Source organism: Plantibacter sp. lyk4-40-MEA-4 (genome assembly GCF_030209415.1).
GTDB classification, from domain to species: domain Bacteria; phylum Actinomycetota; class Actinomycetes; order Actinomycetales; family Microbacteriaceae; genus Plantibacter; species Plantibacter flavus_A.
The window spans coordinates 335,679-359,355 of the sequence record NZ_JARVSA010000005.1 but is presented as its reverse complement, the minus strand read 5'-3'; the positions used below and the strand labels follow the sequence as shown (position 1 = coordinate 359,355).

Below are 23,677 nucleotides of genomic sequence, written 5' to 3'. Positions count from 1 at the left end.
GTGCCGGGAGCGGCTGCGACCGGTCCGGCGCGCGTCGTCGCGCAAGACTGGGGGTGGCGGCATGCCGGTCGGAAGGCCTGGGCGGTGAGCGACCTCGACCTCGTGATCGAACCGGGCGAGCGGGTCCTCCTGCTGGGGGCGTCCGGTGCCGGCAAGTCGACGCTGATCCACGCACTGGCCGGCGTGCTCGGCGGAGCGGACGAGGGGGAGTCCCACGGCTCGCTCCTCGTCGATGGCGTTCCGCCTGAACGAGCGCGGGGTCGCATTGGGCTCGTGCTGCAGGATCCCGACTCGCAGGTGATCCTGTCCAAGGTCGGTGACGACGTCGCCTTCGGCTGCGAGAACCTCGGCGTCGAGCGCGAGGAGATCTGGCGCCGCGTCGACGCCTCGCTGGAGGCCGTCGGACTGGACCTGCCGCTGGACCACTCGACCTCGGCGCTGTCTGGCGGTCAGAAACAGCGGCTGGCCCTCGCCGGCGTACTCGCCATGCACCCCTCGCTCCTCCTGCTCGACGAACCGACCGCGAACCTCGACCCGGCCGGGGTGGCCGAGGTGCGGGACGCCGTCGCTCGGCTGGTCGATGACGGTTCGTCCACCCTGGTCGTCATCGAACACCGCGTCGACGTCTGGCGCGAGCTGATGACCAGGGTCGTCGTGCTCGACGCCGACGGCGGTGTCCTCGCCGACGGGCCACCCGACCTCGTCCTCGACGACGTCGGGCAGCGCCTGGCCGATGCGGGCGTCTGGGTGCCGGGCATCCCGCTGGGGTTGGCCCCTCGTCCGGTGTCCGGCCCATCGGCGGCGGTCATCACGACCGACGACCTGGCGATCGGTCGAACGCGGAAGCAGCCGGTGCAGGAGCACCTGGGGCTCGCGGTGCCCGAAGGCGCGGGGACCGTCATCGTCGGCCCCAACGGCGCGGGGAAGTCCACGCTCGCGCTCACGCTGGCGGGACTGCTGCCGGAGATCACGGGGACGGTGACCGCCGCTCCGCAGCTCGCCGGCAGGCTGGGATCCCGGCCGATCCGCTGGAAGTCGACCGAGTTGCTCACGCGCATCGGGACGGTCTTCCAGGATCCCGAGCACCAGTTCGTCTCATCGACCGTGCGGAACGAGCTCGGTGTCGGCCTGCAGGCCCTCCGCTGGTCCCGGACCGCCATCGACGAGCGGGTCTCCGAGATCCTCGATGCGCTCGGTCTCGGTCGTCTCGCCGAGGCGAACCCGTTCAGTCTCTCGGGCGGTCAGAAGCGCCGGTTGTCGGTGGCCACCGTCCTCGCCGCCCGGCCGGCGGTCATGGTCCTCGACGAACCGACGTTCGGGCAGGATCGACGCACGTGGTTGTCACTCGTCCGCCTGCTGCAGCATGAGCTCGAGCGCGGCGCGACGATCGTCTCCGTCACGCATGACGCGGGGGTCGTCGAGCATCTGGGCGACCATCGCATCCTCCTCGAACCGCCGGAGTTCCAGAGGCGGGCCGCATGACGAGCCTCACGGCAGCGGAGCGCTCGACGGTGCTGCACCATCGACCGCCGCTCGACCGGGTGAATCCGGTGACGAAGGTGCTGGCCGTCCTGATCCTGTCCGTCCCGTTGCTGCTGACGATCGACTGGGTGAGTGCGAGCACGGCGGTCCTGCTCGAAGTGATGCTGTTCCCGCTCTCCGGCCTGCGGTTCACCGCGTTGCTGAAGCGGGCCCTGCCGGTGCTCGTCTTCGCGCCCATCGGCGGGATCAGCATGCTGTTGTACGCGAAGCCGGGAGGGACGGAGTACCTGTCGCTCGGGTTCGTCCGCGTGACGGACAACTCGATCGAGCTGGCGGTCGCCGTGACGATCCGCGTGTTGGCGCTCGGTCTCCCGACGATCCTGCTCTTCGCGCGGGTGGATCCGACCGATCTGGCCGACGGGCTGTCTCAGATCGCGAAGCTGCCGTCGCGGTTCGTGCTCGGGATCCTCGCTGGAGCGCGGATGCTCGGACTCTTCATCGACGACTGGCGCAGTCTCGCGCTCGCCCGTCGTGCCCGTGGGCTGGGGGACCGGGGAGTGGTCCGGCGGTTCGCGTCCATGGCGTTCGTGCTGCTGGTGTTCGCCATCCGCCGCGGGAGCAAACTCGCGACGGCGATGGAGGCGCGGGGGTTCGGGGCACCGATCGAACGCACCTGGGCCAGACCGTCCCGCCTGGGCCGGGCCGATCTTCTGGCCGTCCTGGTGACGATGGTGATCATGGCCCTCGCGCTGTCCACGGCGGTCCTCGCCGGTACGTTCCGGGTCGTGGGCCAGTGAGCGCGGTTCCGCCGGTCCTGCTCGTCGACGGTCGCTCGGGCACGGGGAAGACGACGCTCGCCTCCTCGGTCGCGTCCGCGTTGACGGCCAGCACGGTCGTCCACATGGACGACCTGTATCCGGGATGGGAAGGGCTCGAGGAAGGTGCTCGACTCCTCGTCGAGTGGATCCTCAGACCGTTCGCCGAGCGGCGCGCGGGGGAGTGGCGGCGCTGGGACTGGGAACGGTCCGCCCGTGCGGAGGTGCACCTCGTGCCGAGCGACCGTCCACTCATCGTCGAGGGCTGCGGCTCGTCGTCGCGGGCGTCGCGAATACTCGCCGACACGGCGCTGTGGCTCGACGCGCCGGTGGTCCAGCGCACCGACCGCCTCATCGGGCGCGGTGACGGTGTGGACTGGCTCGCGGGGTGGACCCTCCAGGAGGACGCGTTCATCGAGCGGGAGCGGCCCGACCTCGATGCCGGGCTCCGCATCGAGGCGACCGACGCGGCGGACCAGGTCTCCGCACTCGTCCTCGACGCCCTCGCTCACGACGGTCGTGGACGTTGGAATCCTTGGTTGCGCGAGTGACGATGAGCGTCCGGGTATCGGTCCCTGAGCTTGTCGAGGGGTCAGGGCTCGGGTTCCGGTCCCTGAGCTTGTCGAAGGGTCAGGGCTCGGGTTCCGGTCCCTGAGCTTGTCGAAGGGGTGTGCCCCCGGCAGGATTCGAACCTGCGACCAAGAGATGAGTAAGGGTCCGCGAGAGCTTCTGGTGTGCCCCCGGCAGGATTCGAACCTGCGACCAAGAGATGAGAAGGGACCGCGATGTCGTGTGAGGTGCCCCCGGCAGGATTCGAACCTGCGACCAAGAGATTAGAAGGCTCCTGCTCTATCCCCTGAGCTACGGAGGCGGGCGTCGTCCAGGATACCGCAGCGGTGTCTCAGACGCCGACGCCGAGGAGGCCGAGGACACCGAAGACCAGCGACAGGGCTGCGAGGACGAGGGCGATGCTGATGAGGATGACGTGCACGCGCAGGAACGTCGTCGCACGTCCTTGATCGTCGCGTGCACGCGGGTCGGCGACGATCCGCTTGAGGAAGCGGGGCCAGACGACGACGTTGTAGACACCGTTGACGAGCAGCAGGACGGAGATGGCGATGATCACCGCTCGAGTCTACGGAACCGGCGGCGTCGGTCGTGCTGAGTAGACTCGACCCATGAGCACAGCTGGGGACCGTCTGGTCTGGATCGACTGCGAGATGACCGGACTCGAGCTGGAGGTCGACGAACTCGTCGAGATCGCCGTCGTGATCACCGACTTCGAACTGAACATCCTCGACCCGGGTTACTCCGTCGTGATCAAGCCCGATCAGTCGGCACTCGACAACATGGGTGAGTTCGTGACGAACATGCACCGCACCTCGGGGCTGCTCGAGGAGATCCCGAACGGCGTGAGCGTCGCGGACGCGGAGTTCCAGGTCATCGAGTACATCCAGCGCTTCGTTCCGGACGAGTCGAAGGCGCCGCTGGCCGGGAACACCATCGGGACCGACCGAGGGTTCCTCGCGCGCTACATGCCGCGGCTCGACGCCCACCTGCACTACCGCAACGTCGACGTCTCCTCGATCAAGGAACTCGCCCGTCGGTGGTACCCGCGGGTCTACTTCAACGCCCCGTCGAAGCACGGCGGTCATCGCGCGCTGGCGGACATCCTCGAGTCGATCCGTGAGCTCGCCTACTACCGCGGAGCGTTGTTCGTCGACCTCCCCGGCCCGTCCTCGGACGACGCGAAGCAGGTTTCGGAAGCGGTCGTGTCACGGTACGCCCCAAACATGTAATAGACTCATCCAGTCGCTTGTGACGCGGTCTCCGCGGAGCAGGTCGCATGGTGGGTATAGCTCAGTTGGCAGAGCGCCTGGTTGTGGTCCAGGAGGTCGCGGGTTCAAGCCCCGTTACTCACCCCATGTCGTACAGAAGCCGGAGGATCCCTCCGGCTTCTGTCGTATCCGGGGAGCGGGCATGTTGGAGCTGGACACCGAGGCGTTCGAAGCCCTCGTGGTGGACGAACTCGACCGCTTACCCGACGAAATGGTCGACGGTCTCGACAACGTCGTCTTCGTCGTCGAGGATCGCCCTGAGAACGGCACGCTCGACACGCTCGGTTTGTACGACGGTGTCGCTTTGACGGAGCGTGACCGCTACGGCTTCGGCGAGATGCCCGACCGGATCATCGTCTACCGCGAGCCGCATCTGGCGGCGTGCGAGACGCTCGACGAGCTCGCCGACGAGATCCACACCACCCTGGTCCACGAGATCGCGCACTTCTACGGGATCGACGACGAGCGGCTGCACGAGCTCGGCTGGGCCTGAGATCCGCCTCGCCCACCGAGTCGTGTTTCCGGTGTGTTGCAAGTGCCTCGGAGTTCCGGGTACGCCTCCGGCGAGCGAGTAGCCTGGGGACATGCGCGAGATCCAGGCCCGCATCATTGCGGAACTCCATGTCAGCCCCACGATCGACCCGGCGGCCGAGGTCCGTTCCCGGATCGACTTCCTGAAGTCGTACCTGCGGGCGACACACACGAAGGGGTTCGTGCTCGGGATCAGCGGGGGACAGGACTCGTCGCTCGCCGGGCGCCTGTGCCAGCTCGCGGCGGAAGAGGTCCGAGCCGAGGGTGGGGAGGCCCGGTTCGTCGCCGTCCGTCTGCCGTACGCCGTGCAGCACGACGAGGACGACGCCCAGTTGGCGTTGTCGTTCATCCGTCCGGACGATTCCGTCGTGTTCAACATCCAGCGCGCGGTCGACGGGTTCGAAGCCGAGTACGCGGATGCGACCGGCGAACCCCTCAGCGACTTCGTCAAGGGCAACGCGAAGGCGCGGGCACGCATGGTCGCGCAGTATGCGATCGCCGGTCAGCAGGGGCTCCTGGTGGTCGGGACGGACCACGCGGCCGAGGCGGTCACCGGCTTCTTCACGAAGTTCGGCGACGGCGGGGCCGACGTGCTCCCGCTCAGTGGCCTGACGAAGCGCCAGGGGCGTGCGCTCCTGGAGTCGCTCGACGCTCCGGAACGGCTCTACCTGAAGGCACCGACCGCCGATCTCCTCGACGGCACTCCCGGCCAGACCGATGAGGAGAACCTCGGACTCAGCTACCAGCAGATCGACGACTTCCTCGAGGGGAACGAGATCGATCCGGTGGCCGCCGAAGCGATCGAGACCCGATATGCGGCGACGGAGCACAAGCGCCAGGTCCCGGTCAGCAAGTTCGACACCTGGTGGCGCTGACCACGAACCCCTGACACGAAGACGGCGGCCCGATCGGTTGATCGGGCCGCCGTCTGTCGGTCTCGCGGTCAGCTGACGCTGGACTGCTTGCGTTCGGCTTCCAGGACCGCGACGTCGTCGATGATGCGCTGCGTCGTGCTGGTGTTGATCGTGCCGCCCGTCGAGCGGGTGATGTCACCGGGCCGTGAAGCCGGCGCGGTGGATGCGGGCTTCACCTCGGCGTACTGCTCGTGGTGCTGCTTGGCGACCCAGGCCTCCTGCTCCGCGACGAGCGCCTGTTCCGATCCGCTGGACTCGGCGCGCCAGCGACGGAGGTCGCCGTCGAAGTCCTTCCGGGCCCGTGCCGGCTTCTTCGACCACTCGACGAGGCGGTCGCGGAATTCCTCGACCACCGGGTCCAACTCGTACCCGAACGTCGCGGAGTTGCGCTTCATCTCGTGGAGCTGGTGATTCGCCCAGTCCGCGGCGACGGCCGCACCCTTGATCGGGCTGAGTCGCACGAGCGTGTCGGCCTGGGCGACCGCCCGATCGCTGAGCACCTGCTCCTGCGGGGTGAGCGAGTTCCAGACGCTGGCCTCGGTGGCGGCGTCGACGAGCGCCAGGATCGCGACGTTCTTCTGCTCTCGATCGCGCTGGTCCACGATGGCCCGAAGCGCGCGACGGCTTGCGCCGGCGGCGACGAGGGAGGACACCACGACGGCCACGATGAAGAGGGCCGCAGCGAACAGCATGGGGCGGACCTCAGCTGAGGTCACCCACTCTACGAAGTCATTCCACCACTGCATGGGCCGCAGACTACCCCTCGTTCGGGCGTGAACACGGGCGACGCACCGGGTTCGACGGGAACGGCGGGAGGGTCGTCGTTCAGTTGCGGAAGGCGTCGATGGCGACCGCGAGATCGCTGAAGCTGCCCAATGGGGCGTACCCGAGGACCGCCGGTCGGAAGCGGTTGGCCCGGTACTCCGGAACGCCGTCCGCTCCGACGGCCTCGATGTTGCCGAGCACACGGCCGTCGGGGGTCGTCACGCGCCAGTAGCCGGGACGGATGCTCAGGGCGTTGGGCATGGGACTCCTCCTGCGCTGGTGGGGTGATGCCGGACGGGGACTGCCGGCTGGTACTCGTCAGCGTATGCGGGGCCACCGACATCGGCCCTGGTCGGGGCGGAACGAGGGTCCTCCACAGCGAGGTGCGCGGTTGTGGACATCGACGAGGGCCGCCCGGCTCGACACAGGGCCTACGGGATCGGTGAGGCTGGGAGCGCGTCCGGGGTGGCGATCGGCACGGACCCGCCCCGGACGCTTCGGCGATCCACCGCCAAGATCGTCGGATCGACAGGAGAGGAACCCATGAACGACCAGATCACCGTCTGCGGACACGTCGCGACAGACCCGAAGCACCATCGCACGACGTCCGGGCTGGACATCACCAGTTTCCGCCTGGCGTCGCAGCAACGTCGGTACGACCAGAAGCAGGGCTCCTGGGTGGCGCAGGAGACGAACTGGTACACGGTGAGCGCCTTCCGTGGATTGGCGACCGCCTCCGCCACATCGATCGTCAAAGGACAACGCGTGATCGTCCTCGGTCGGTTGCGGATCCGCGACTGGGAGCAGGGTGAGCGACGAGGGACGTCGGTCGACATCGAAGCCGATCACATCGGGCCCGACATCGGCTGGCAGCCGAAGGGGGCCGTCGAGTCGCCGGTCGGAGCTGGGGCGAGTCCGGCGTCCGCCGCATCCGAGTCGACCGGATCCGGAACCGGGGAGTGGGCGTCGGCGCCGCCGCAGGACACGCCGTTCTGACGCGCCACGTAGACTGCTCGACGTGCAGAAGAGCCTCCGCGACCGCCCCGCCTCAGCCGTCACCTCGATCCGTCGCCGCTCGTCGATCGCCGGCGTACGGGCCGGCGTGGTGCTCGGCCTGCTCGGCATCGCCGTGACGGGTTGCACCCAGCCCGCTCCCGAGCCGACGGCCACGCCGAGCCAGACGCCGACCGCCACTGAGACGGCTCCGGCGGCGCCGGTGCTGCTCCCCGAGGGCACCGCCTCCGACAACCTGCCGTTCTTCGACGCGGTCAACGCCGCCACGCTCGCCGCGAACCCCGCCGCTGGCGGTCAGGCGATCATCGACGGTCTCGTCGCCGCCGGCTTCCCGAAGGCGGAGATGGAGGTCTCCTCGGACACGACGAGCATCGGCGAGCCGGCCGACTCGATCCAGTTCGCCATCCGGTGGCAAGGACAATGCATCCTCGGGCAGAACGGGCCGGCGACGGGATACCACTCGTCGGTGGTGTCGCAGCTCGACACCGGGCGATGCCTCGTCGGGGTCACCCGCGCGATCGACTGGTAGAGCCGCTGACCAGCCCGGGCTGGTGCAAGCTGTGAGCATGCCATAACCTGACATTTCAGATATCGCCACCTCCTGGGTGGCTCGATCCGGAATCGAGGGCCCGCATGAACGCCAACCCATCACCTGGCGGGGAACCTGCCACCGAGGCCGTCTTCCTGGCCGACGGACGTCTCGCCGTCGCTCCTGCGGCGCTGGCGCACACACTCAAGCCTCGTCACCTGGCGCTGATCGCCCTCGGTGGCATGATCGGCGCCGGGCTCCTCGTGGCGTCGAGCACGGCGATCCTCGCAGCGGGGCCCGGCGTGATCCTCGCGTACGCCCTGGCCGGCGTGGTCGTGGTGCTCGTCATGCGCATGCTGGGGGAGATGGCCTCCGCGTCGCCCGAGACCGGGTCGTTCTCCGCCTACGCCTCGCGATTCATTGGACCCTGGGCCGGTCTCGCGATCGGATGGCTCTACTGGTGGTTCTGGGTCGTGGTCGTCGGCATCGAGGCGACCGCCGCAGCGCAGATCGTGAGCCAGTGGGTGCCAGGTCTCCCGCAATGGATCCCGGCGCTCGTCATCACCGTCGCGTTCCTCGCCGCCAACCTCGTCTCGGTGAAGTCCTTCGGTGAGTTCGAGTTCTGGTTCTCGTCGATCAAGATCGCGGCCGTGATCCTGTTCATCGCGCTCGGATCGCTCATCATCGTCGGCGTCGTCCCGACCGAGACGGCGACCGTCGCCAACCTCGCTCCGACCGACGGGGGCTTCCTGCCGTTCGGTGTCGGCGGCGTCCTGGCGGCCCTGCTGCCGATCATCTTCTCGATGTTCGGTGCCGAGGTCGCCACGATCGCGGCAGGAGAATCGGTGGACCCGAAGGGTGCCGTCCGGCGAGCGGTGAACTCGGTCGTCTGGCGGATCCTGCTGTTCTACATCGGCTCGATCCTGGTCGTCCTCATCGTGGTGCCGTGGACGGAGATCACGCCGGGGATCAGCCCCTTCGTCACCATGCTGCACGCCGCCGGGATCCCCGGTGCCGGGGTGGCGATGGACATCATCGTCTTCACAGCCCTGTTGTCGACGCTCAACGCGTCGCTGTACACGGCGTCGCGCATGCTGTTCTCGCTCGGGGGCCGCGGGGAGGCCCCGCGAGCGGTCCGCGCGACGACGCGACGCGGCACGCCGGCGGTCGCGATCCTGTGCTCGGCCGTCGTCGGGCTCGTGTGCGTCCTGTTGAACTACCTCGCACCGGACGAGGTCTTCACGTTCCTCGTCAACTCCACCGGCGCGATCGCGATCTTCGTGTGGATCGTGATCGCCGTCGCCCAACTGCGCAGCCGGCGGTTCGACCAGATCTCGGCGTCGGAGAGCTGCGACCGCGTCGGCGGGATCCGCATGTGGGGACACCCGTGGCTCACGGTCATGGTCGTCGTCGCGCTCGTCGCGCTGCTGGCGTCCATGTTCTTCGGCGGACCCGCCCGGCTCCTCGAGGTGACGAGGAGTTGCGCGATCGCGGCGGCGGCCGTCGTGGCGGGCGTCGTCGTGCAGCGCAAACGACGGGTCCGGCCGTAGACTGGACGGCGACATGGCTGAATACATTTACTCGATGGTCCGCGCCCGCAAGGCGGTCGGCGACAAGCTCATCCTCGACGACGTGACGATGGCGTTCCTGCCCGGAGCGAAGATCGGCGTCGTCGGCCCGAACGGTGCCGGTAAGTCCACGATCCTGAAGATCATGGCGGGGATCGACACCCCCTCGAACGGCGAGGCGAAGCTCACGCCGGGCTTCAGCGTCGGCATCCTCATGCAGGAGCCGGAACTCGACGAGGACAAGACGGTGCTCGAGAACGTCCAGGAGGGCGTCGGCGAGATCAAGGGCAAGATCGACCGCTTCAACGAGATCTCGCTCGCGATGGCCGAGCCCGACGCCGACTTCGACGCCCTGCTCGCCGAGATGGGCGTGCTGCAGGAGGCGATCGACGCCGCTGACGCCTGGGACCTCGACTCGCAGCTGGAGCAGGCGATGGACGCCCTGCGCTGCCCGCCGTCCGACGCCACGGTCGCCCACCTCTCCGGTGGTGAGAAGCGTCGCGTCGCACTCTGCAAGCTCCTCCTGCAGAAGCCCGACCTCCTGCTCCTCGACGAGCCCACCAACCACCTCGACGCCGAGAGCGTACTCTGGCTCGAACAGCACCTCGCCCAGTACGCGGGCGCCGTGCTCGCCGTCACCCACGACCGGTACTTCCTCGACCACGTCGCAGAGTGGATCTGTGAGGTGGACCGCGGTCGCCTGTACCCCTACGAGGGCAACTACTCCACCTACCTCGAGAAGAAGGGCGAGCGCCTCAACGTCCAGGGCAAGAAGGACGCGAAGCTCGCCAAGCGCCTCGCGAGCGAACTCGAGTGGGTCCGCAGCAACGCGAAGGGCCGCCAGGCGAAGTCGAAGGCGCGTCTCGCTCGCTACGAGGAGATGGCGACGGAGGCCGAGCGCACCAGGAAGCTCGACTTCGAAGAGATCCAGATCCCCGCCGGTCCGCGACTCGGCTCGACGGTCCTCGAGGCCAAGAAGCTCGAGAAGGGCTTCGACGGACGCGTCCTCATCAACGACCTCTCCTTCAGCCTTCCGCGCAACGGCATCGTCGGCATCATCGGCCCCAACGGAGTCGGTAAGACCACGCTGTTCAAGACCATCGTCGGCATCGAGCCGCTCGACGCCGGCGAGCTCAAGGTCGGCGAGACCGTGAAGCTCTCCTACGTCGACCAGTCCCGCGGGGGCATCGACCCCAACAAGACGCTTTGGGAGGTCGTTTCCGAGGGGCTCGACTACATCCAGGTCGGCAACCAGGAGATCCCGTCCCGCGCCTACGTGTCGACGTTCGGATTCAAGGGCCCGGACCAGCAGAAGAAAGCGGGTGTCCTCTCCGGTGGTGAGCGCAACCGCCTGAACCTCGCGCTGACGCTCAAGCAGGGCGGCAACCTCCTCCTGCTCGACGAACCGACCAACGACCTCGACGTCGAGACGCTCTCGAGCCTCGAGAACGCACTCCTCGAGTTCCCGGGTTGTGCCGTGGTCATCACCCACGACCGGTGGTTCCTCGACCGCATCGCGACGCACATCCTGGCGTACGAGGGTACCGAGGAGAACCCGTCGAACTGGCACTGGTTCGAGGGCAACTTCGAGTCCTACGAAGAGGACAAGATCAAGCGCCTCGGACCGGACGCGGCCAAGCCGCACCGCTCCGCGTACCGCAAACTCACGCGCGACTAGGACTCCTGCGAACGGCCCATCGGCTTCTGCCGGTGGGCCGTCGTCCGTTCACGACCCGTACGTCCCCGACCCACGGAGGGCCCAGCAATGACCAGACTCCACGTGCCGATCCCACTGCGGTGGGGCGACCTCGACGCCTTCAACCACGTCAACAACGCCTCGATGCTCAAGCTGCTGGAGGAGGCGCGTGTCCGCGTCTTCTGGATCCCGACGTTGGCGTCGGAGGACGTGCCGCCGACCGCGGTCATCGACGCGAGCCTCGAGGCCGAGACGCTGACGCTCGTGGCACACCAGGAGATCGAGTACCTGGCCCCGATCCCGTACCAGCGTGATCCGCTCGACGTCCAGCTCTGGATGGGCAAGATCGGCGGGGCCAGCCTGCAGGTCGCGTACGAGGTGTACTCGCCGCTGGGCGGGGCATCGCAGACGCTGTACGCCCGAGCCTCGACGACGGTCGTCATGGTGGACGCCAAGACACTCAAGCCGCGCCGGATCTCGGACGTCGAACGTGCCGCATGGGAGCCGTTCCTCGAGGATCCGATCGAGTTCTCGCGACGCTGAGCGACTCCGGTCACCGAGGCTTCGGGAATCGCACCATGCCCTCCTGGGCGACGCTCGCGACGAGGCGACCCGCCCGATCGTAGATGCGCCCGAGGGACAGACCTCGCCCGCCGGTGGCGCTCGGGGAATCCTGCAGGTAGAGCAGCCATTCGTCCACGCGCGCGGGACGGTGCCACCACATGGCGTGGTCGAGACTGGCGATCTTGATGCCCGGGGTGGCCCACGGGACGCCGTGACGACGGAGCACCGGCTCCAGGATCGTGTAGTCACTCGCGTAGGCGAGCGCGGCACGGTGCAGCCCCGGGTCGTCGGGCAGATCCTCGATCGTCTTGAACCACACCGCTTGCCGGGTGGTCCGCTCGCCCTCCACGCGGAGGTAGACGGGGGAGCCGACGTGTCGGAGGTCGAAGGGGCGTCCCGTCGCCCACGCCTCGGCGGCCGGGTGGTCGATCCCGCTGAGGAGCTCGGCGGCTGACGGGAGCGTCTCCGGGTCGGGGATCCCGTCGGGCAGCTCGATCTGATGCTCCGGGCCCTCGTCCTGGGTCTGGAAGGACGCGATCATCGAGAGGATCGGCACCCCGTTCTGGTAGGCCTGGGTGCGCCTGGTGGCGAACGAGCGTCCGTCGTGGATGCGGTCGACCGCGAAGGTGATCGGCAGGTCGACATCGCCCGGTCGGAGGAAGTACCCGTGCATCGAGTGGATGATGCGCTCGGCGTCGACGGTCCGGGTCGCGGCGACGACGGACTGGGCGAGCACCTGACCACCGAAGACCCGCCCCTGTGGCATCCATTGCGACGGACCGGTGAAGATGTCCTCGTCGGTCCGGACACCGGGAGCGCTGAGGTCCAGAGCGGTCAACAGGGAGTGGATCGGTTCCTTCACGCGAACACGCCTTTCATCCGGGGGTCGAGGCTCGGTCGTCGATGCCCGACCCGACCCGCCGAGTCTATCCAGGCCCTGTGGACGCGGTGCCGGAGCGTACACGGCGGTGGCGTAGATTGAGAGGAGATGTCCACCACCTTGCAGCTCCTCGACGCCACCTCGCTCGCCGACCTCCGCACCTTCCTTGCACGCGCCGCCCGGATCGACGACTCCGGTGTGCGACTCCTGGCCGCCGGAGACGTCCTGGCGGTCTCCGCTCCGGTGCTGCACCCGCAGGGGCTGCTCGACCGGAGTCCGACGATCATCGGGATGCGCACCTTCGCACTCGCCGAACCCGCCACGGCCGACGTGCTCGCGACCCCGCGTGAACTCATCGACCGCATCGTCCGCACGCTCGGCGGCGTCGCTGCCGAGGACCTGGTCGCGGATGCCCGCGAGACCGTGCCGCTCGAGCTGCCGCCGTCCACGAGGACGGCTCCGTGGGTCGGACAGGCGCCGCCGCGTGGCGGCTGGGTACGCGCGGGCGACGTGGACACCATCGAGCTCGAACTCGTCGCCAGGACGGGGGCCTCGGAGATCGCCGAGACGCTCCCCACAGCGGTGGGCGATCAGATCGTCCAGAAGGTGCGGTCGCAGGTCTGGTCCCGGCCCCTCGGCGACGGCCACGGACTCCCGACCGGTGCCGCGTTCGCCGCGGTGGGCCTCGGCTTCATCGCCGAGCCGGAGCGTGCGGCCGTCTTCCGCTCAGGCGGATGGGTCCGCTTGAGCACCCGACGCGGGCATGTGCTCGCAGGTGCCGTGTCCTGATCCTCAGCCGGCGGCCATCGCGCGGCCGGCGGTCCGACCGCTGAACAGACAGCCGCCGAGGAAGGTCCCCTCGAGCGCGCGATAGCCGTGGATCCCTCCACCGCCGAAGCCGGCCGCCTCACCGGCGGCGTAGAGACCGGGCACCGGGTTCCCGTCGGGACCGAGGACCCGGCTCGCGAGGTCGGTCTCGAGCCCGCCGAGGCTCTTGCGGGTCAGCACATGCAGCTTCACCGCGATGAGCGGTCCGGCCTTCGGATCGAGGAGCCGGTGCGGTGCGGCGACGCGGATGAGTTTGTCGCCCCGGTAGGAGCGGGCACCGCGGAGCGCCGTGATCTGCAGGTCCTTCGTGAACGGGTTGTCGATCTCGCGATCGCGGGCCTCCACCTCGGCGATGACGTTCGCCGCATCGATGGGCGTCTCCGGGCTCAGCTCCTGCATGCCGGCGACCAGCTCGGTGAGCGTGTCTGCGACGACGAAGTCAGCGCCGTGTTCCTTGAACGCCTCGACGGGGCCGGGCGCTCCCGGACCGATGCGCTTCGCGAGCAGCCCGAGGTCCTTCCCGGTGAGGTCGGGGTTCTGCTCGCTCCCCGACAGCGCGAACTCCTTCTCGATGATCCGCTGGGTCAGGACGAACCAGCTGTGGTCGTGGCCGGTGGCACGCAGGTGCGCGAGGGTACCGAGCGTGTCGAAGCCCGGGAAGAGCGGCACCGGGAGCCGCTTCCCGGTCGCGTCGAACCAGAGCGACGACGGCCCCGGCAGGATCCTGATGCCGTGCTGCGGCCAGATCGGATCCCAGTTGGTGATGCCTTCGACGTAATGCCACATCCGGTCGCCGTTGATGAGATGCCCGCCCGCGCGCTCGCTGATCGCCAGCATGCGTCCGTCGACGTGCGCGGGGACACCGGAGAGCATGGTCGTCGGCGGCGTCCCGAGCCGGGCCGGCCACTGTTCGCGGACGAGGTCGTGGTTCCCTCCGATGCCACCGCTCGCGACGAGCACCGCGGGCGCCCTGCACGAGAACTCGCCGACGACGTCGCGTGAGCTCGGAGCCCCGCGCTCGGCATGCGACGGGGCGAGCACGGAGCCGCGCACGCCGACGACCGCGCCGTCCTCGGTGAGCAGCTCGTCCACGCGGTGCCGGAAATGCGCCGACACCGTGCCGTCCTCGACGCCGGCGCTCACCCGTCGGACGAAGGGCGCGACGACACCGGGTCCGGTGCCCCAGGTGATGTGGAAGCGGGGAACGGAGTTGCCGTGGCCGATGGCGCCGTAACCGCCCCGTTCCGCCCAGCCGACGACCGGGAAGAACCGCACGCCCTGGTCGTGGAGCCAGGCGCGCTTCTCGCCCGCGGCGAAATCGAGGTACGCCTCTGCCCAGCGCTTGGGCCAGTGGTCCTCGGGACGGTCGAACGCTGCTGCGCCAAACCAGTCCTGGGTCGCGAGCTCGAGCGAATCACGAACGCCGAGGTGGCGCTGCTCGGGGGAGTCGACCAGGAACAGGCCGCCGAACGACCAGTGCGCCTGGCCACCGAGGTTCGACTCCGGCTCCTGTTCGAGCAGGATGACCCGCTTGCCGGCGTCGATGAGCTCTGCGGCGGCGACGAGCCCGGCCAGCCCGCTGCCGATCACGATCGCGTCGGCCTCGGTCCGATCGGCGGACGGATGGGGAGGGACGGCTGCTGGCATCTGTTGACTCCTTCGGCGCGGACGTGCGTCCGATCCTACGACCGCGCGGCCGGAATCAGAGGAGACTGCGGCGCGGTGCCCCTGGATCCTCGTCGAAGGTGTTGACCATGGCGTGGGCTGCCCGCTCGAGGTAGTCCCAGAGCGTCGCCTCGTGCACCGGCGCGAGGTCGAGGCTGTCGACGGCGGCGCGCATGTGCAGCAGCCAGCGGTCGCGAGCGTCGGGGTTCACGTGGAAGGGCTGGTGCCGCAGCCGGAGACGCGGATGGCCGCGTTCGGCGCTGTAGGTGCCGGGCCCGCCCCAGTACTGCTCGAGGAAGAGCATCAGCCGGTCGGCCGCCGGACCGAGGTCCTCCTCGGGGTACATCGGTTTCAGGACGGGGTCGCCGGCCACGCCGCGGTAGAACTCGTCGACGAGGGCCTTGAAGGTGGCGTGCCCGCCGACCTGCTCGTAGAAGGACGTGCCTGGTGCCTGGGAGTCGGTCACTGCTGCCCTCTCGGGGGTCGCTTGGTCTTCGGCGCCCGTGGCGGGACCACCGTGGTCGGGTGGGTGCGCGGGGGACGCGAACCGGTCACACTTGCGGCACCCTCGAAGCCCGAGAGGACGATGCTGTTGAGCGACGGCAGCTTGACGTCCATCTCGTCGACGGCCCGCTTCAACCGCATCCGCAGTTCGCGAGCCACGTCGTCCTTGGCACTCGTGCGCGTCTTGATGACCAGGCGGATGACGAGGGCGTCGCCCGAGATCGACTCGAGACCCCACAGCTCGGGCTTCTCGAGGATGCGGGAGCGCCACTTGGGGTCGTGGGCGAGTTCGTTCGCCGTGTCGAGCATGCGCTCCTGGACGGCCTCGACGTCGGTGTCGTACGGGATCGCCAGGTCGATGATGACCCGCGACCAGCCCTGCGACATGTTGCCGACCCGCAGGATCTCGCCGTTGCGGACGAACCAGAGCGTGCCGTTGACGTCGCGTACCTGGGTGATCCGGATACCGACGGTCTCGACGACGCCGGTGGCGGGCCCGAGATCGACCACGTCGCCCACGCCCAGTTGGTCCTCGACCACCATGAACAGGCCGTTGAGGATGTCCTTGACGATGTTCTGCGCGCCGAAACCGAGACCGGCACCGACCGCTGCCGTCAGCAGGGCGAAGGAGCCGATGATGCTCGAGTCGATGACGTTGACGACGAGGATGGCCGCGACGATGACGATGGTGACGTTGACGATGTTGCTGAGCACGGTGCCGAGGGTCCGTGTGCGTTGGACGAGTCGGACGGCGGCCAACGGCGAAGCGAGCAGCGATTGCGTGTCGGTGACGTCGGCGCTCTTCTTGACGCCACTCACGATGCGGCCGACGACGCGTCGGATGACGAATCGGAGCACCCATGCGGCGGCGAACGCCAGGCCGATCACGATCACCACGCCGATGATCTTCCACCCCGCCGTCCAGAGGAAGGCGGTCACGTCAGGCCAGATCTCATCCCAGTTCATATGGGGCCCAGTGTATCGAGCGACCCGGAGTGAACCGTGTGAGCCGCCCGAGTGCGAGCCGGACGGTGCCTGCGTGGACGGTCATGGACGCACGAGTCCGTGCTTGTAGGCGAAGATGACGGCCTGCACGCGGTCGCGCAGCTGCAGCTTCATGAGCACGCGACCGACGTGTGTCTTCACCGTCGACTCGGAGAGGACGAAGTGGGCGGCGATCTCCGCGTTGCTCAGCCCCTCCGCCATGGCGACGAGGATGTCGTGCTCCCGCGGTGTCAGCTCGGCGAGTTCTTCGGCCGAGCCGTCTTCGGCGGCCGCGGGCGTGCCGGGGAGGGCCGTCGCGAAGAGTTCGAGCATCCGTTTCGTGATGCGGGTCGAGACGGCGGCGTCGCCGGCGTGGACCGCACGGATCGCGGACGTCAGCTCGTTCGGCAGGGCGTCCTTCAGGAGGAAGCCGCTCGCGCCGGCCCGCAACGCTCCGAAGGCGTACTCGTCGAGGTCGAAGGTCGTCAGGATGATGATGCGGCTGTCGGGGTTCGCGGCGACGATCCTCCTGGTCGCCTCGATCCCGTCGAGTCCCGGCATCCGGACGTCCATGAGGATCACGTCGGGCCGCAGGGTGGCGGCGAGGTGGATCGCCTCGGCGCCGTTCGAAGCCTCACCGACCACGTCCAGATCGTCCTCCGCGCCGAGCACGAGACCGAATCCGAGCCGGATGAGCTGTTGGTCGTCGACGAGCAGGATGCGGACGGGATCGGTCATGGTGTGGTTCCTCGTGGTTCGGTGGTCGGCGGAGACGTTCTCGTCGGACGTGGTTCCAGTGGCAGGACGGCATGGACGCGCCACAGTCGATCGCCGACGGCCCCGGCGGTGACCCGACCCCCTTGGAACGCGACGCGTTCGCGGAGGCCCAGCAAGCCCTGGCCGGCGCCGAGCGACGGCGCGTCCGGAATGGACCCGTCGTTCTCGACGATGAGCTCGAGGTGCTCGTCGTCGGTGGTGATGACGACGTCGACGCGCTTCGGCCGCTCCGCGTACCGCAGCGCGTTCGTGAGGGCCTCCTGCGTGATGCGGTGCACGGCGAGCAGGATCGACGGGTCGTCCGTCGACGGCCCCGAGGCGGTGAGTGCGACCGGCAGGCCGAGTCCGCGGAAGGTCTCGACGAGCGCGGGGATCGACGCGGCGTCGGGTTGCGGAGCGAGGGGCGCGCTGCCGGTCTCACGGAGGACCCCCAGCATGCGTCGCATGTCGACGAGGGAGCTCCGGGCGGCGTCGGTGACCGCGGTCATGGCGGACCGGGACGCCGTCGGGTCCTTCGTCGCCAGGGCCCCCTCGCTCAGCGCGACGATGACGGTGAGACTGTGGGAGACGATGTCGTGCATCTCGCGGGCGATGCGGGTCCGCTCGGCGACGGCGGCGAGCTGGGCCTGCTGGTCGCGCTCGCGGGCCAGCTGCGCCGCCCGATCGACGAGGGCTTCGACGTACCGCTTGCGATTGCCGACGTTGATCCCGATCAGCAGCCCGAAGAGCGCGAAGAGGACGACCGAGATGATGGTCTGCTGCGGCTCTCCCGGTGCGTGTGGCGCGGCCCAGGGCAGGAAGGGGGCGAGGACGGCGACGACCGCGGCGGCGGCGAAGGCCTGCCAGCCCAGTGCGACGGTCCGGTACACGGCCACGGAGTACAGCAGGATCGGCACCGCGAACGCGTCGACGCCCACCGTCTGCGCGACCGAGACGAGCCCGACGACGATGACGAGCACGGCCATCGCGAGCGGACGCCGTCGCCTGAGCAGGACGGCGAGCGTCGTGACGCCCACGATCGCGACGGCGAGGGCGATGCGACCGGGCTGGGCCGCCAGGTCGACGTCGAACCACTCGACGGTGCTGACCGAGAGGGCGACGAGGAGGTACCCGGCGGCGATGAGCGAGTCGGCGGTCCACGGGTGCCTCGACCACCAGCGTCGGACGACCCCGGGCGGGCGCGGGAGCATCAGTGCGGCTTCCGTCGCGGCCCGGTCCGGGGCGGAGGAGGGCTTCCGAGCGGTCACGACGAGGACGACCCTGAGGGTCGGTCGTCGTTCACTGGTCGGCGCATCCCTCCAGGATACGGAGAACCCCTCCACAGCGGGTCGTGCCGTGGAGGGGTTCTCGCCAGAGGATCCTGGTACCGGAGTGCTATCCGGCCGAGTGGATCATGCGGCGTCCCGTGCCTGTGCCGCGAGTGCCCGCTCGACCCCGGCGAGGGCTTCGACGAGCATGCGTCGGAGTGCCGGGACATCGGCGTTGGCTTCCAGCCACGCGCGGGTGCGGTCGCGGAGCTCGGTGGAGGCGAGCGCCGCCGGGTAGAGCCCCTCGACGATGTACTCGGCGATCTTGTAGCTGCGCGACTCCCAGACCGACGTGAGCGCGGCGAAGTACGGCTCGACGAGCGGCTGCAGGACGGCCGGGTCGATGACGTGCCCGAACCCGAGACCGACGTTCCGGACGATCGCGTTCGGCTGGTCGTCGTGCTCGACGACCGAGTCGAACGCCGCACGCTTGCCCTCGACGGTGGGGATCGTCGCCCGTGCGCGAGCGGCCGCCTGCGCACCGTTCGCCGTGTTGTCCTCGGCGAGCGCCGCATCGATGTCCGAACCGTCCGCGAGGCCGAGGAGGACCAGGCCCTCGAGGAGCTCCCAGCGGAGGTCGGTGTCGATCTCCAGGCCCGGGAGTGCCGCGGAGCCGTCGCGCAGCGCACGCAGGTGCTCGCCGTGCTCGGGGGTCGAGGCGAGGGCGGCGAAGAACTTCACGAACTGGAACTGCGCGTCCGAGCCGGCCTCAGCCTCCTGGGCGAGCGTCCAGAGCGCGTCGCCGACCCGGGAGACGGTCGCCAGGCGGCGTTCCGGAGTGACGTAGTTGCGCGCGGCCAGACCGAGCTGGCCGAGCGTCGTGCGCAGGGTCGTCGACTCGGTCTCCGTGGCGATGTTCCCGAGGACGAGCTCCACGTAGTCGGAGGCGCTCGACTCGGCGTCGCGGGTCGCGTCCCAGGCGGCGCCCCAGACCAGCGAGCGTGCGAGCGGGTCCTCGATCGAAGCGAGGTGGCCGATCGCCGTCGCGAGCGACCGCTCGTCGAGGCGGATCTTCGCGTAGGCGAGGTCGTCGTCGTTCAGCAGCACCAGGTCGGGCTGCGTCTCACCGACGAGCTCCGGCACCTCGGTGAGCGCCCCGTCGACGTCGAGTTCGACGCGTCGGGTGCGGACGAGCTTGCCGTCCTGCAGCCGGTACAGGCCGATGGCGAGGCGGTGCGGACGCAGCGTGTCGTAGTCCGCGGGGACCGTCTGACGGACGGCGAACGCGGTGAACGCGCCGTCGGCGTCGACGGTGAACTCCGGGCTCAACGTCCCGACCCCGGCGGTCTCCAGCCACAGCTTCGACCACTCGCGGAGGTCGCGGCCGCTCGTCGCCTCGAGCTCGACGAGCAGGTCGTCGAGCACCGTGTTGCCGAACTCGTGCTTGCGGAAGTAGTTGCCCACGCCGGCGAAGAACGCCTCGATGCCCACCCAGGCGGCGAGCTGCTTCAGGACGGAGCCGCCCTTGGCGTAGGTGATGCCGTCGAAGTTGACCTGGACGTCCTCGAGGTCGTTGATGGTCGCGACGATGGGGTGCGTCGACGGCAGCTGGTCCTGGCGGTAGGCCCAGGTCTTCTCCATCGCGTTGAACGTCGTCCACGCCTCGGTCCACTCGGTGGCCTCTGCGGTGGCGATCGTCGAAGCCCATTCGGCGAACGACTCGTTCAACCACAGGTCGTTCCACCACTTCATGGTGACGAGGTCGCCGAACCACATGTGGGCGAGCTCGTGCAGGATCGTGACGACCCGGCGCTCCTTGATCGCGTCGGTCACCTTCGAGCGGAACACGTAGGTCTCGGTGAAGGTCACCGCGCCGGCGTTCTCCATCGCGCCCGCGTTGAACTCGGGGACGAAGAGCTGGTCGTACTTCTCGAACGGGTAGGGGTACGCGAACTTCTCCTCGTAGTACGCGAAGCCCTGACGCGTCTTCTCGAAGATGTAGTCGGCGTCGAGGTACTCCGCCAGGCTCTTCCGCGCGAAGACGCCCAGCGGGATGGTCCGGCCGTCGCTCGAGGTGAGCTCGCTGCGCACCACGTCGTACGGGCCGGCCACGATCGCGGTGATGTAGGAGGAGATGCGCTGCGTGGGTGCGAAGCTCCAGGTCGCCGCGCCGTCGTGCGCCGGTACCGGCTCGGGCGTGGGGGAGTTACTGACGACCTGCCAGGCCGCGGGCGCCGTGATCGTGAAGATGAACGTCGCCTTCAGATCGGGCTGCTCGAACACCGCGAACACCCGACGGGAGTCCGGCACCTCGAACTGGCTGTACAGGTACACCTCGCCGTCGACGGGGTCGACGAAGCGGTGGAGGCCCTCTCCGGTGTTGGTGTACTCGGCGTCAGCGTCGACGACGAGCACGTTCTCCGCAGCGAGGCCGTCGAGCTGGATGCGCACGCCGTCGGAGACGGTCGACGGGTCGAGCTCGACGCCGTTCAGGGTGACCGAGTGGACGGTGCGCGTCATGGCGTCGATGAAGGTCGAGGCGCCCGGTTCACCGGTGAAGCGGACCGTCGTGGTGCTGCGGAACACCTCGGGACCGGTCGTGAGGTCGAGCACGACCTCGTAGCTCGACGTGTCGACGAGCGCCCTGCGCTCCTGGGCTTCGACTCGGGTGAGGTTCTCTCCTGGCACAACTGCTCCCTGGTGTTGATGGACACGTGACGTGTGAACTGCACGTGGTCGCTCGTGACGACCGCGGCACGGTCAACCAGCCTAGACCCGCCGTCCGTCCGTTTCGGGGGAGTCGACGGGGATCGGCGCGTAGGGTGACGGCATGACGACTTCCGCTGCAGACAACACCCGCGTCGACTTCTGGTTCGACCCCTCCTGCCCGTGGGCCTGGATGACCTCGCGCTGGGTCGACGAGGTCACCGAAGCCCGGAACCTCGACGTCCACTGGCACATCATGAGCCTCGCCGTCCTCAACGAGGACCAGGACGTCAGCGACGACTACCGGGCCTTCTTCCCCCGGGCGCTCCGATACACGCGGCTCGTCGCCGCTGCGGCAGCCGAACACGGACACGCGGTCGTCAAGCCGCTCTACGACGCGCTCGGGACGCGGATCCACCCCGGCGGACGCGCGGAGGACGTCGACGCCGTGATCGCCGAAGCCCTCGCCGAGACCGGGCTCCCGGCGGCGCTCGCCGAAGCGTCGACGACGGACGCCTACGACGGGCCCATGCGCGAGAGCCACTTCGACGGCATCGGCCGGGTCGGCCAGGACGTCGGCACCCCCGTCATCGCGATCGACGACGTGGCGTTCTTCGGACCCGTCATCTCGCCGGCGCCGAAGGGCGAGCAGGCGCTCGCACTGTGGGACGGTGTCGTCGCTGCTGCCTCCTACCCGGGCTTCTTCGAGCTGAAGCGCAGCCGCACGGCGGACCCGATCTTCGACTGACGCGACGCCGGCGCCCGGAACCCTAGACTTTCCACATGCGCATCCACATCGCCACCGATCACGCCGGTCTCGAGCTCAGTCAGTTCCTGCAGGACCACCTGCGCGCAGCCGGTCACGACGTCGTCGACCACGGCCCGGCCGAGTACGACGCGTTGGACGACTACCCGGCGTTCTGCATCAACGCGGCGAAGGCCGTCGTGCGCGACCAGCAGGCCGGTGTGGACGCCCTCGGCGTGGTGTTCGGCGGCTCGGGCAACGGCGAGCAGATCGCCGCGAACAAGGTTGTCGGTGTCCGCGCGGCGCTCGTCTGGAACCTCAGCACGGCGCAGCTGGCTCGGCAGCACAACGACGCGAACGTCATCTCGATCGGTGCGCGTCAGCACAGCACCGACGAGGCGGTGTCCTTCATCGACGCGTTCATCGCCGAGCCGTTCAGCCTCGAGGAACGTCACGCCCGTCGGATCGCCCAGCTCGCCGAGTTCGAGGCGACCGGCACCATCGCCGACAAGCACGTCGACGCCTGACGCGTCCTCCACCGCCACCGCGCGGCGCGCCGGATCGCGTCGCCCACCGACTGAGGAGTCACCATGCCCGAGGGGCACTCCGTCCATCGCATCGCCCGACAGTTCGCTCAGAACTTCGTCGGCCACCGGGTCTCCGTGTCGTCTCCCCAGGGGCGCTTCGCCGAGGGTGCCGCCGTGCTCGACGGCCGGACGGTCACCGACGCCAAGGCCGTGGGCAAGCAGATGTTCCTCGAGTTCGACGACGGACTGTGGTTGCGCGTGCACCTCGGTCTGTACGGCGCGTGGGACTTCGCCGGTGAGATCCGGTCGGACCCGACCATCGCCGCCTCGAACGGCCGCATGGGGCAGACGAACCAGCGCGGCACGGTGCTCGACGACGACGATGCGCCGATCCACGATGCGGACGGGGAGAACTCCCTGCACAGCATCGGTGCACCGCGCCGGGCCAGGGTCCGGATGTCCGAGCAGTCGAGTCCACTCGCCGAGATCGACGAGCGGTTCCCACCCGAACCGGTGGGTCAGGTGCGCGTGCGGCTGTTGACCGAGACGACCGTGGCAGACCTCCGCGGGCCGACCGCCTGCGAGGTGATCGACGCCGCCGGGGTGCAGGCCGTCATCGATCGGCTCGGACCGGATCCACTGCTCGACCCGAGCGCGGAGGCGGGGGAACGGTTCGTGTCGCGTGCACACCGCAAGGGTTCCCCGATCGGCCTGCTCCTCATGGATCAGCAGATCATCAGCGGGATCGGCAACGTCTACCGCGCCGAACTGCTGTTCCGCGCCCGTCTCGATCCGCACCGCACCGGGAAGACGGTCCCCGTCGAGACGCTCCGCGAGATCTGGCTCGACTGGACGCGCTTGCTCGCGATCGGGGTCGAGACCGGACAGATGATGACGATGGACGACCTGTCGGCGGCCGACTACCGCCTCGCGATGGCCAACCGCGCCGACCGCCACTGGGTCTACAAGCGGGAGGGACTTCCGTGCCGGGTCTGCGGGACGAACATCCTCCTCGAGGAGATGGGCGCCCGCAAGTTGTACTGGTGCCCGAACTGTCAGCGCTGAACCGAACCCGCCTGCCGAACCGACGAGGACCGA

Annotated in this window: 25 protein-coding genes, 2 tRNA genes and 1 pseudogene; 16 read left to right on the top strand and 12 right to left on the bottom strand. The window is 69.0% G+C overall.

Features of this window, described 5'->3' with window-relative positions; all coding sequences use genetic code 11:
• The first annotated feature begins 84 nt into the window (after nucleotides 1-84).
• From QRN44_RS11625 to QRN44_RS11615, 3 genes are read left to right on the top strand one after another with little or no spacing between them, the layout of a single operon-like run.
• Nucleotides 85-1,482: an ABC transporter ATP-binding protein gene (locus tag QRN44_RS11625; protein ID WP_285039193.1), complete on the top strand. Its 1,398-nt coding sequence runs from the start codon at nucleotides 85-87 to the stop codon at nucleotides 1,480-1,482.
• Entirely contained in the window at nucleotides 1,479-2,279 is an 801-nt protein-coding gene (locus tag QRN44_RS11620; protein ID WP_121290271.1) for an energy-coupling factor transporter transmembrane component T family protein, read from the top strand. The genes QRN44_RS11625 and QRN44_RS11620 overlap by 4 nt, the downstream gene beginning before the upstream one ends.
• Nucleotides 2,276-2,848 (top strand): nucleoside/nucleotide kinase family protein, encoded by a 573-nt coding sequence (locus QRN44_RS11615; RefSeq protein ID WP_175116011.1) that lies wholly within the window; start codon nucleotides 2,276-2,278, stop codon nucleotides 2,846-2,848. The genes QRN44_RS11620 and QRN44_RS11615 overlap by 4 nt, the downstream gene beginning before the upstream one ends.
• Before the next feature lie 120 nt (nucleotides 2,849-2,968).
• On the opposite strand, the pseudogene QRN44_RS11610 reads toward QRN44_RS11615, so the two are convergent.
• The 3 genes and pseudogenes from QRN44_RS11610 to QRN44_RS11600 form a co-directional block, all read right to left on the bottom strand.
• Nucleotides 2,969-3,042, bottom strand: a pseudogene (locus QRN44_RS11610).
• A gap of 53 nt (nucleotides 3,043-3,095) precedes the next feature.
• Nucleotides 3,096-3,168 (bottom strand) — tRNA-Arg (locus tag QRN44_RS11605).
• 30 nt (nucleotides 3,169-3,198) lie between these two features.
• Complete coding sequence (locus QRN44_RS11600; RefSeq protein ID WP_121290275.1) at nucleotides 3,199-3,423, bottom strand: SCO4848 family membrane protein; 225 nt, start codon at nucleotides 3,421-3,423, stop codon at nucleotides 3,199-3,201.
• Nucleotides 3,424-3,475: 52 nt separating this feature from the next.
• On the opposite strand from QRN44_RS11600, the gene orn reads away from it, so the two are divergent.
• The 4 genes from orn (at nucleotide 3,476) to nadE (ending at nucleotide 5,541) form a co-directional block, all read left to right on the top strand.
• On the top strand, nucleotides 3,476-4,096 hold the full coding sequence (orn, locus tag QRN44_RS11595; protein ID WP_064295132.1) for an oligoribonuclease: 621 nt from the start codon (nucleotides 3,476-3,478) through the stop codon (nucleotides 4,094-4,096).
• A 50-nt stretch (nucleotides 4,097-4,146) separates the two neighbouring features.
• A tRNA-His gene (locus QRN44_RS11590) sits at nucleotides 4,147-4,222 on the top strand.
• A 55-nt stretch (nucleotides 4,223-4,277) separates the two neighbouring features.
• Nucleotides 4,278-4,628: a metallopeptidase family protein gene (locus QRN44_RS11585; RefSeq protein WP_064295133.1), complete on the top strand. Its 351-nt coding sequence runs from the start codon at nucleotides 4,278-4,280 to the stop codon at nucleotides 4,626-4,628.
• A 91-nt stretch (nucleotides 4,629-4,719) separates the two neighbouring features.
• On the top strand, nucleotides 4,720-5,541 hold the full coding sequence (gene nadE / locus QRN44_RS11580) for an NAD(+) synthase (protein WP_121290277.1): 822 nt from the start codon (nucleotides 4,720-4,722) through the stop codon (nucleotides 5,539-5,541).
• A gap of 68 nt (nucleotides 5,542-5,609) precedes the next feature.
• Here nadE and QRN44_RS11575 read toward each other — a convergent pair whose 3' ends face one another.
• Together QRN44_RS11575 and QRN44_RS11570 are read right to left on the bottom strand one after the other, a co-directional pair.
• Nucleotides 5,610-6,326, bottom strand: coding sequence for a hypothetical protein (locus tag QRN44_RS11575; protein ID WP_175116010.1), 717 nt, complete (start codon nucleotides 6,324-6,326; stop codon nucleotides 5,610-5,612).
• Between the two features lie 79 nt (nucleotides 6,327-6,405).
• Nucleotides 6,406-6,606, bottom strand: a complete 201-nt coding sequence (locus tag QRN44_RS11570) for a hypothetical protein (RefSeq protein ID WP_064295136.1) — start codon at nucleotides 6,604-6,606, stop codon at nucleotides 6,406-6,408.
• Between the two features lie 282 nt (nucleotides 6,607-6,888).
• On the opposite strand from QRN44_RS11570, the gene QRN44_RS11565 reads away from it, so the two are divergent.
• The 5 genes from QRN44_RS11565 to QRN44_RS11545 all read left to right on the top strand — a co-directional run bounded on the left by QRN44_RS11565 (nucleotide 6,889) and on the right by QRN44_RS11545 (nucleotide 11,695).
• A complete protein-coding gene (locus tag QRN44_RS11565; RefSeq protein ID WP_064295163.1) occupies nucleotides 6,889-7,341 on the top strand; it encodes a single-stranded DNA-binding protein in 453 nt (150 codons plus the stop codon).
• 22 nt (nucleotides 7,342-7,363) lie between these two features.
• On the top strand, nucleotides 7,364-7,888 hold the full coding sequence (locus QRN44_RS11560) for a DUF6993 domain-containing protein (protein ID WP_285039192.1): 525 nt from the start codon (nucleotides 7,364-7,366) through the stop codon (nucleotides 7,886-7,888).
• Between the two features lie 104 nt (nucleotides 7,889-7,992).
• Nucleotides 7,993-9,438 (top strand): amino acid permease, encoded by a 1,446-nt coding sequence (locus QRN44_RS11555; RefSeq protein WP_285039191.1) that lies wholly within the window; start codon nucleotides 7,993-7,995, stop codon nucleotides 9,436-9,438.
• A gap of 13 nt (nucleotides 9,439-9,451) precedes the next feature.
• On the top strand, nucleotides 9,452-11,134 hold the full coding sequence (gene ettA, locus QRN44_RS11550; RefSeq protein ID WP_064295137.1) for an energy-dependent translational throttle protein EttA: 1,683 nt from the start codon (nucleotides 9,452-9,454) through the stop codon (nucleotides 11,132-11,134).
• A gap of 87 nt (nucleotides 11,135-11,221) precedes the next feature.
• Nucleotides 11,222-11,695: an acyl-CoA thioesterase gene (locus QRN44_RS11545; RefSeq protein WP_064295138.1), complete on the top strand. Its 474-nt coding sequence runs from the start codon at nucleotides 11,222-11,224 to the stop codon at nucleotides 11,693-11,695.
• A gap of 10 nt (nucleotides 11,696-11,705) precedes the next feature.
• Here QRN44_RS11545 and QRN44_RS11540 read toward each other — a convergent pair whose 3' ends face one another.
• Nucleotides 11,706-12,578, bottom strand: coding sequence for an acyl-CoA thioesterase (locus QRN44_RS11540; RefSeq protein ID WP_285039190.1), 873 nt, complete (start codon nucleotides 12,576-12,578; stop codon nucleotides 11,706-11,708).
• 126 nt (nucleotides 12,579-12,704) lie between these two features.
• Between QRN44_RS11540 and QRN44_RS11535 the strand changes: the two genes are divergently transcribed.
• Nucleotides 12,705-13,385 (top strand): DUF8185 domain-containing protein, encoded by a 681-nt coding sequence (locus tag QRN44_RS11535; RefSeq protein WP_285039189.1) that lies wholly within the window; start codon nucleotides 12,705-12,707, stop codon nucleotides 13,383-13,385.
• Nucleotides 13,386-13,388: 3 nt separating this feature from the next.
• On the opposite strand, the gene QRN44_RS11530 is transcribed toward QRN44_RS11535, so the two are convergent.
• The 6 genes from QRN44_RS11530 to pepN all read right to left on the bottom strand — a co-directional run bounded on the left by QRN44_RS11530 (nucleotide 13,389) and on the right by pepN (nucleotide 21,289).
• Complete coding sequence (locus QRN44_RS11530) at nucleotides 13,389-15,071, bottom strand: FAD-binding dehydrogenase (RefSeq protein WP_285039188.1); 1,683 nt, start codon at nucleotides 15,069-15,071, stop codon at nucleotides 13,389-13,391.
• A 55-nt stretch (nucleotides 15,072-15,126) separates the two neighbouring features.
• Nucleotides 15,127-15,555, bottom strand: coding sequence for a globin (locus QRN44_RS11525; protein WP_175116005.1), 429 nt, complete (start codon nucleotides 15,553-15,555; stop codon nucleotides 15,127-15,129).
• Complete coding sequence (locus QRN44_RS11520; RefSeq protein WP_079002300.1) at nucleotides 15,552-16,559, bottom strand: mechanosensitive ion channel family protein; 1,008 nt, start codon at nucleotides 16,557-16,559, stop codon at nucleotides 15,552-15,554. The genes QRN44_RS11525 and QRN44_RS11520 overlap by 4 nt, the downstream gene beginning before the upstream one ends.
• 81 nt (nucleotides 16,560-16,640) lie before the next feature.
• Nucleotides 16,641-17,315 carry a response regulator gene (locus QRN44_RS11515; protein ID WP_285039187.1) on the bottom strand — a complete coding sequence of 225 codons (675 nt, stop codon included), beginning with the start codon at nucleotides 17,313-17,315 and terminating at the stop codon, nucleotides 16,641-16,643.
• On the bottom strand, nucleotides 17,312-18,601 hold the full coding sequence (locus QRN44_RS11510) for a sensor histidine kinase (protein WP_175116004.1): 1,290 nt from the start codon (nucleotides 18,599-18,601) through the stop codon (nucleotides 17,312-17,314). The genes QRN44_RS11515 and QRN44_RS11510 overlap by 4 nt, the downstream gene beginning before the upstream one ends.
• Before the next feature lie 144 nt (nucleotides 18,602-18,745).
• Nucleotides 18,746-21,289 (bottom strand): aminopeptidase N, encoded by a 2,544-nt coding sequence (gene pepN / locus QRN44_RS11505; RefSeq protein ID WP_285039186.1) that lies wholly within the window; start codon nucleotides 21,287-21,289, stop codon nucleotides 18,746-18,748.
• A gap of 142 nt (nucleotides 21,290-21,431) precedes the next feature.
• Here pepN and QRN44_RS11500 point away from each other — a divergent pair, with 142 nt between their 5' ends.
• The 3 genes from QRN44_RS11500 (at nucleotide 21,432) to QRN44_RS11490 (ending at nucleotide 23,644) form a co-directional block, all read left to right on the top strand.
• Nucleotides 21,432-22,055 (top strand): mycothiol-dependent nitroreductase Rv2466c family protein, encoded by a 624-nt coding sequence (locus QRN44_RS11500; protein WP_121290293.1) that lies wholly within the window; start codon nucleotides 21,432-21,434, stop codon nucleotides 22,053-22,055.
• Nucleotides 22,056-22,090: 35 nt separating this feature from the next.
• Nucleotides 22,091-22,579, top strand: coding sequence for a ribose-5-phosphate isomerase (locus QRN44_RS11495; protein WP_121290295.1), 489 nt, complete (start codon nucleotides 22,091-22,093; stop codon nucleotides 22,577-22,579).
• A gap of 63 nt (nucleotides 22,580-22,642) precedes the next feature.
• A complete protein-coding gene (locus QRN44_RS11490; RefSeq protein WP_085510674.1) occupies nucleotides 22,643-23,644 on the top strand; it encodes an Fpg/Nei family DNA glycosylase in 1,002 nt (333 codons plus the stop codon).
• The last annotated feature ends 33 nt before the right edge of the window (nucleotides 23,645-23,677 follow it).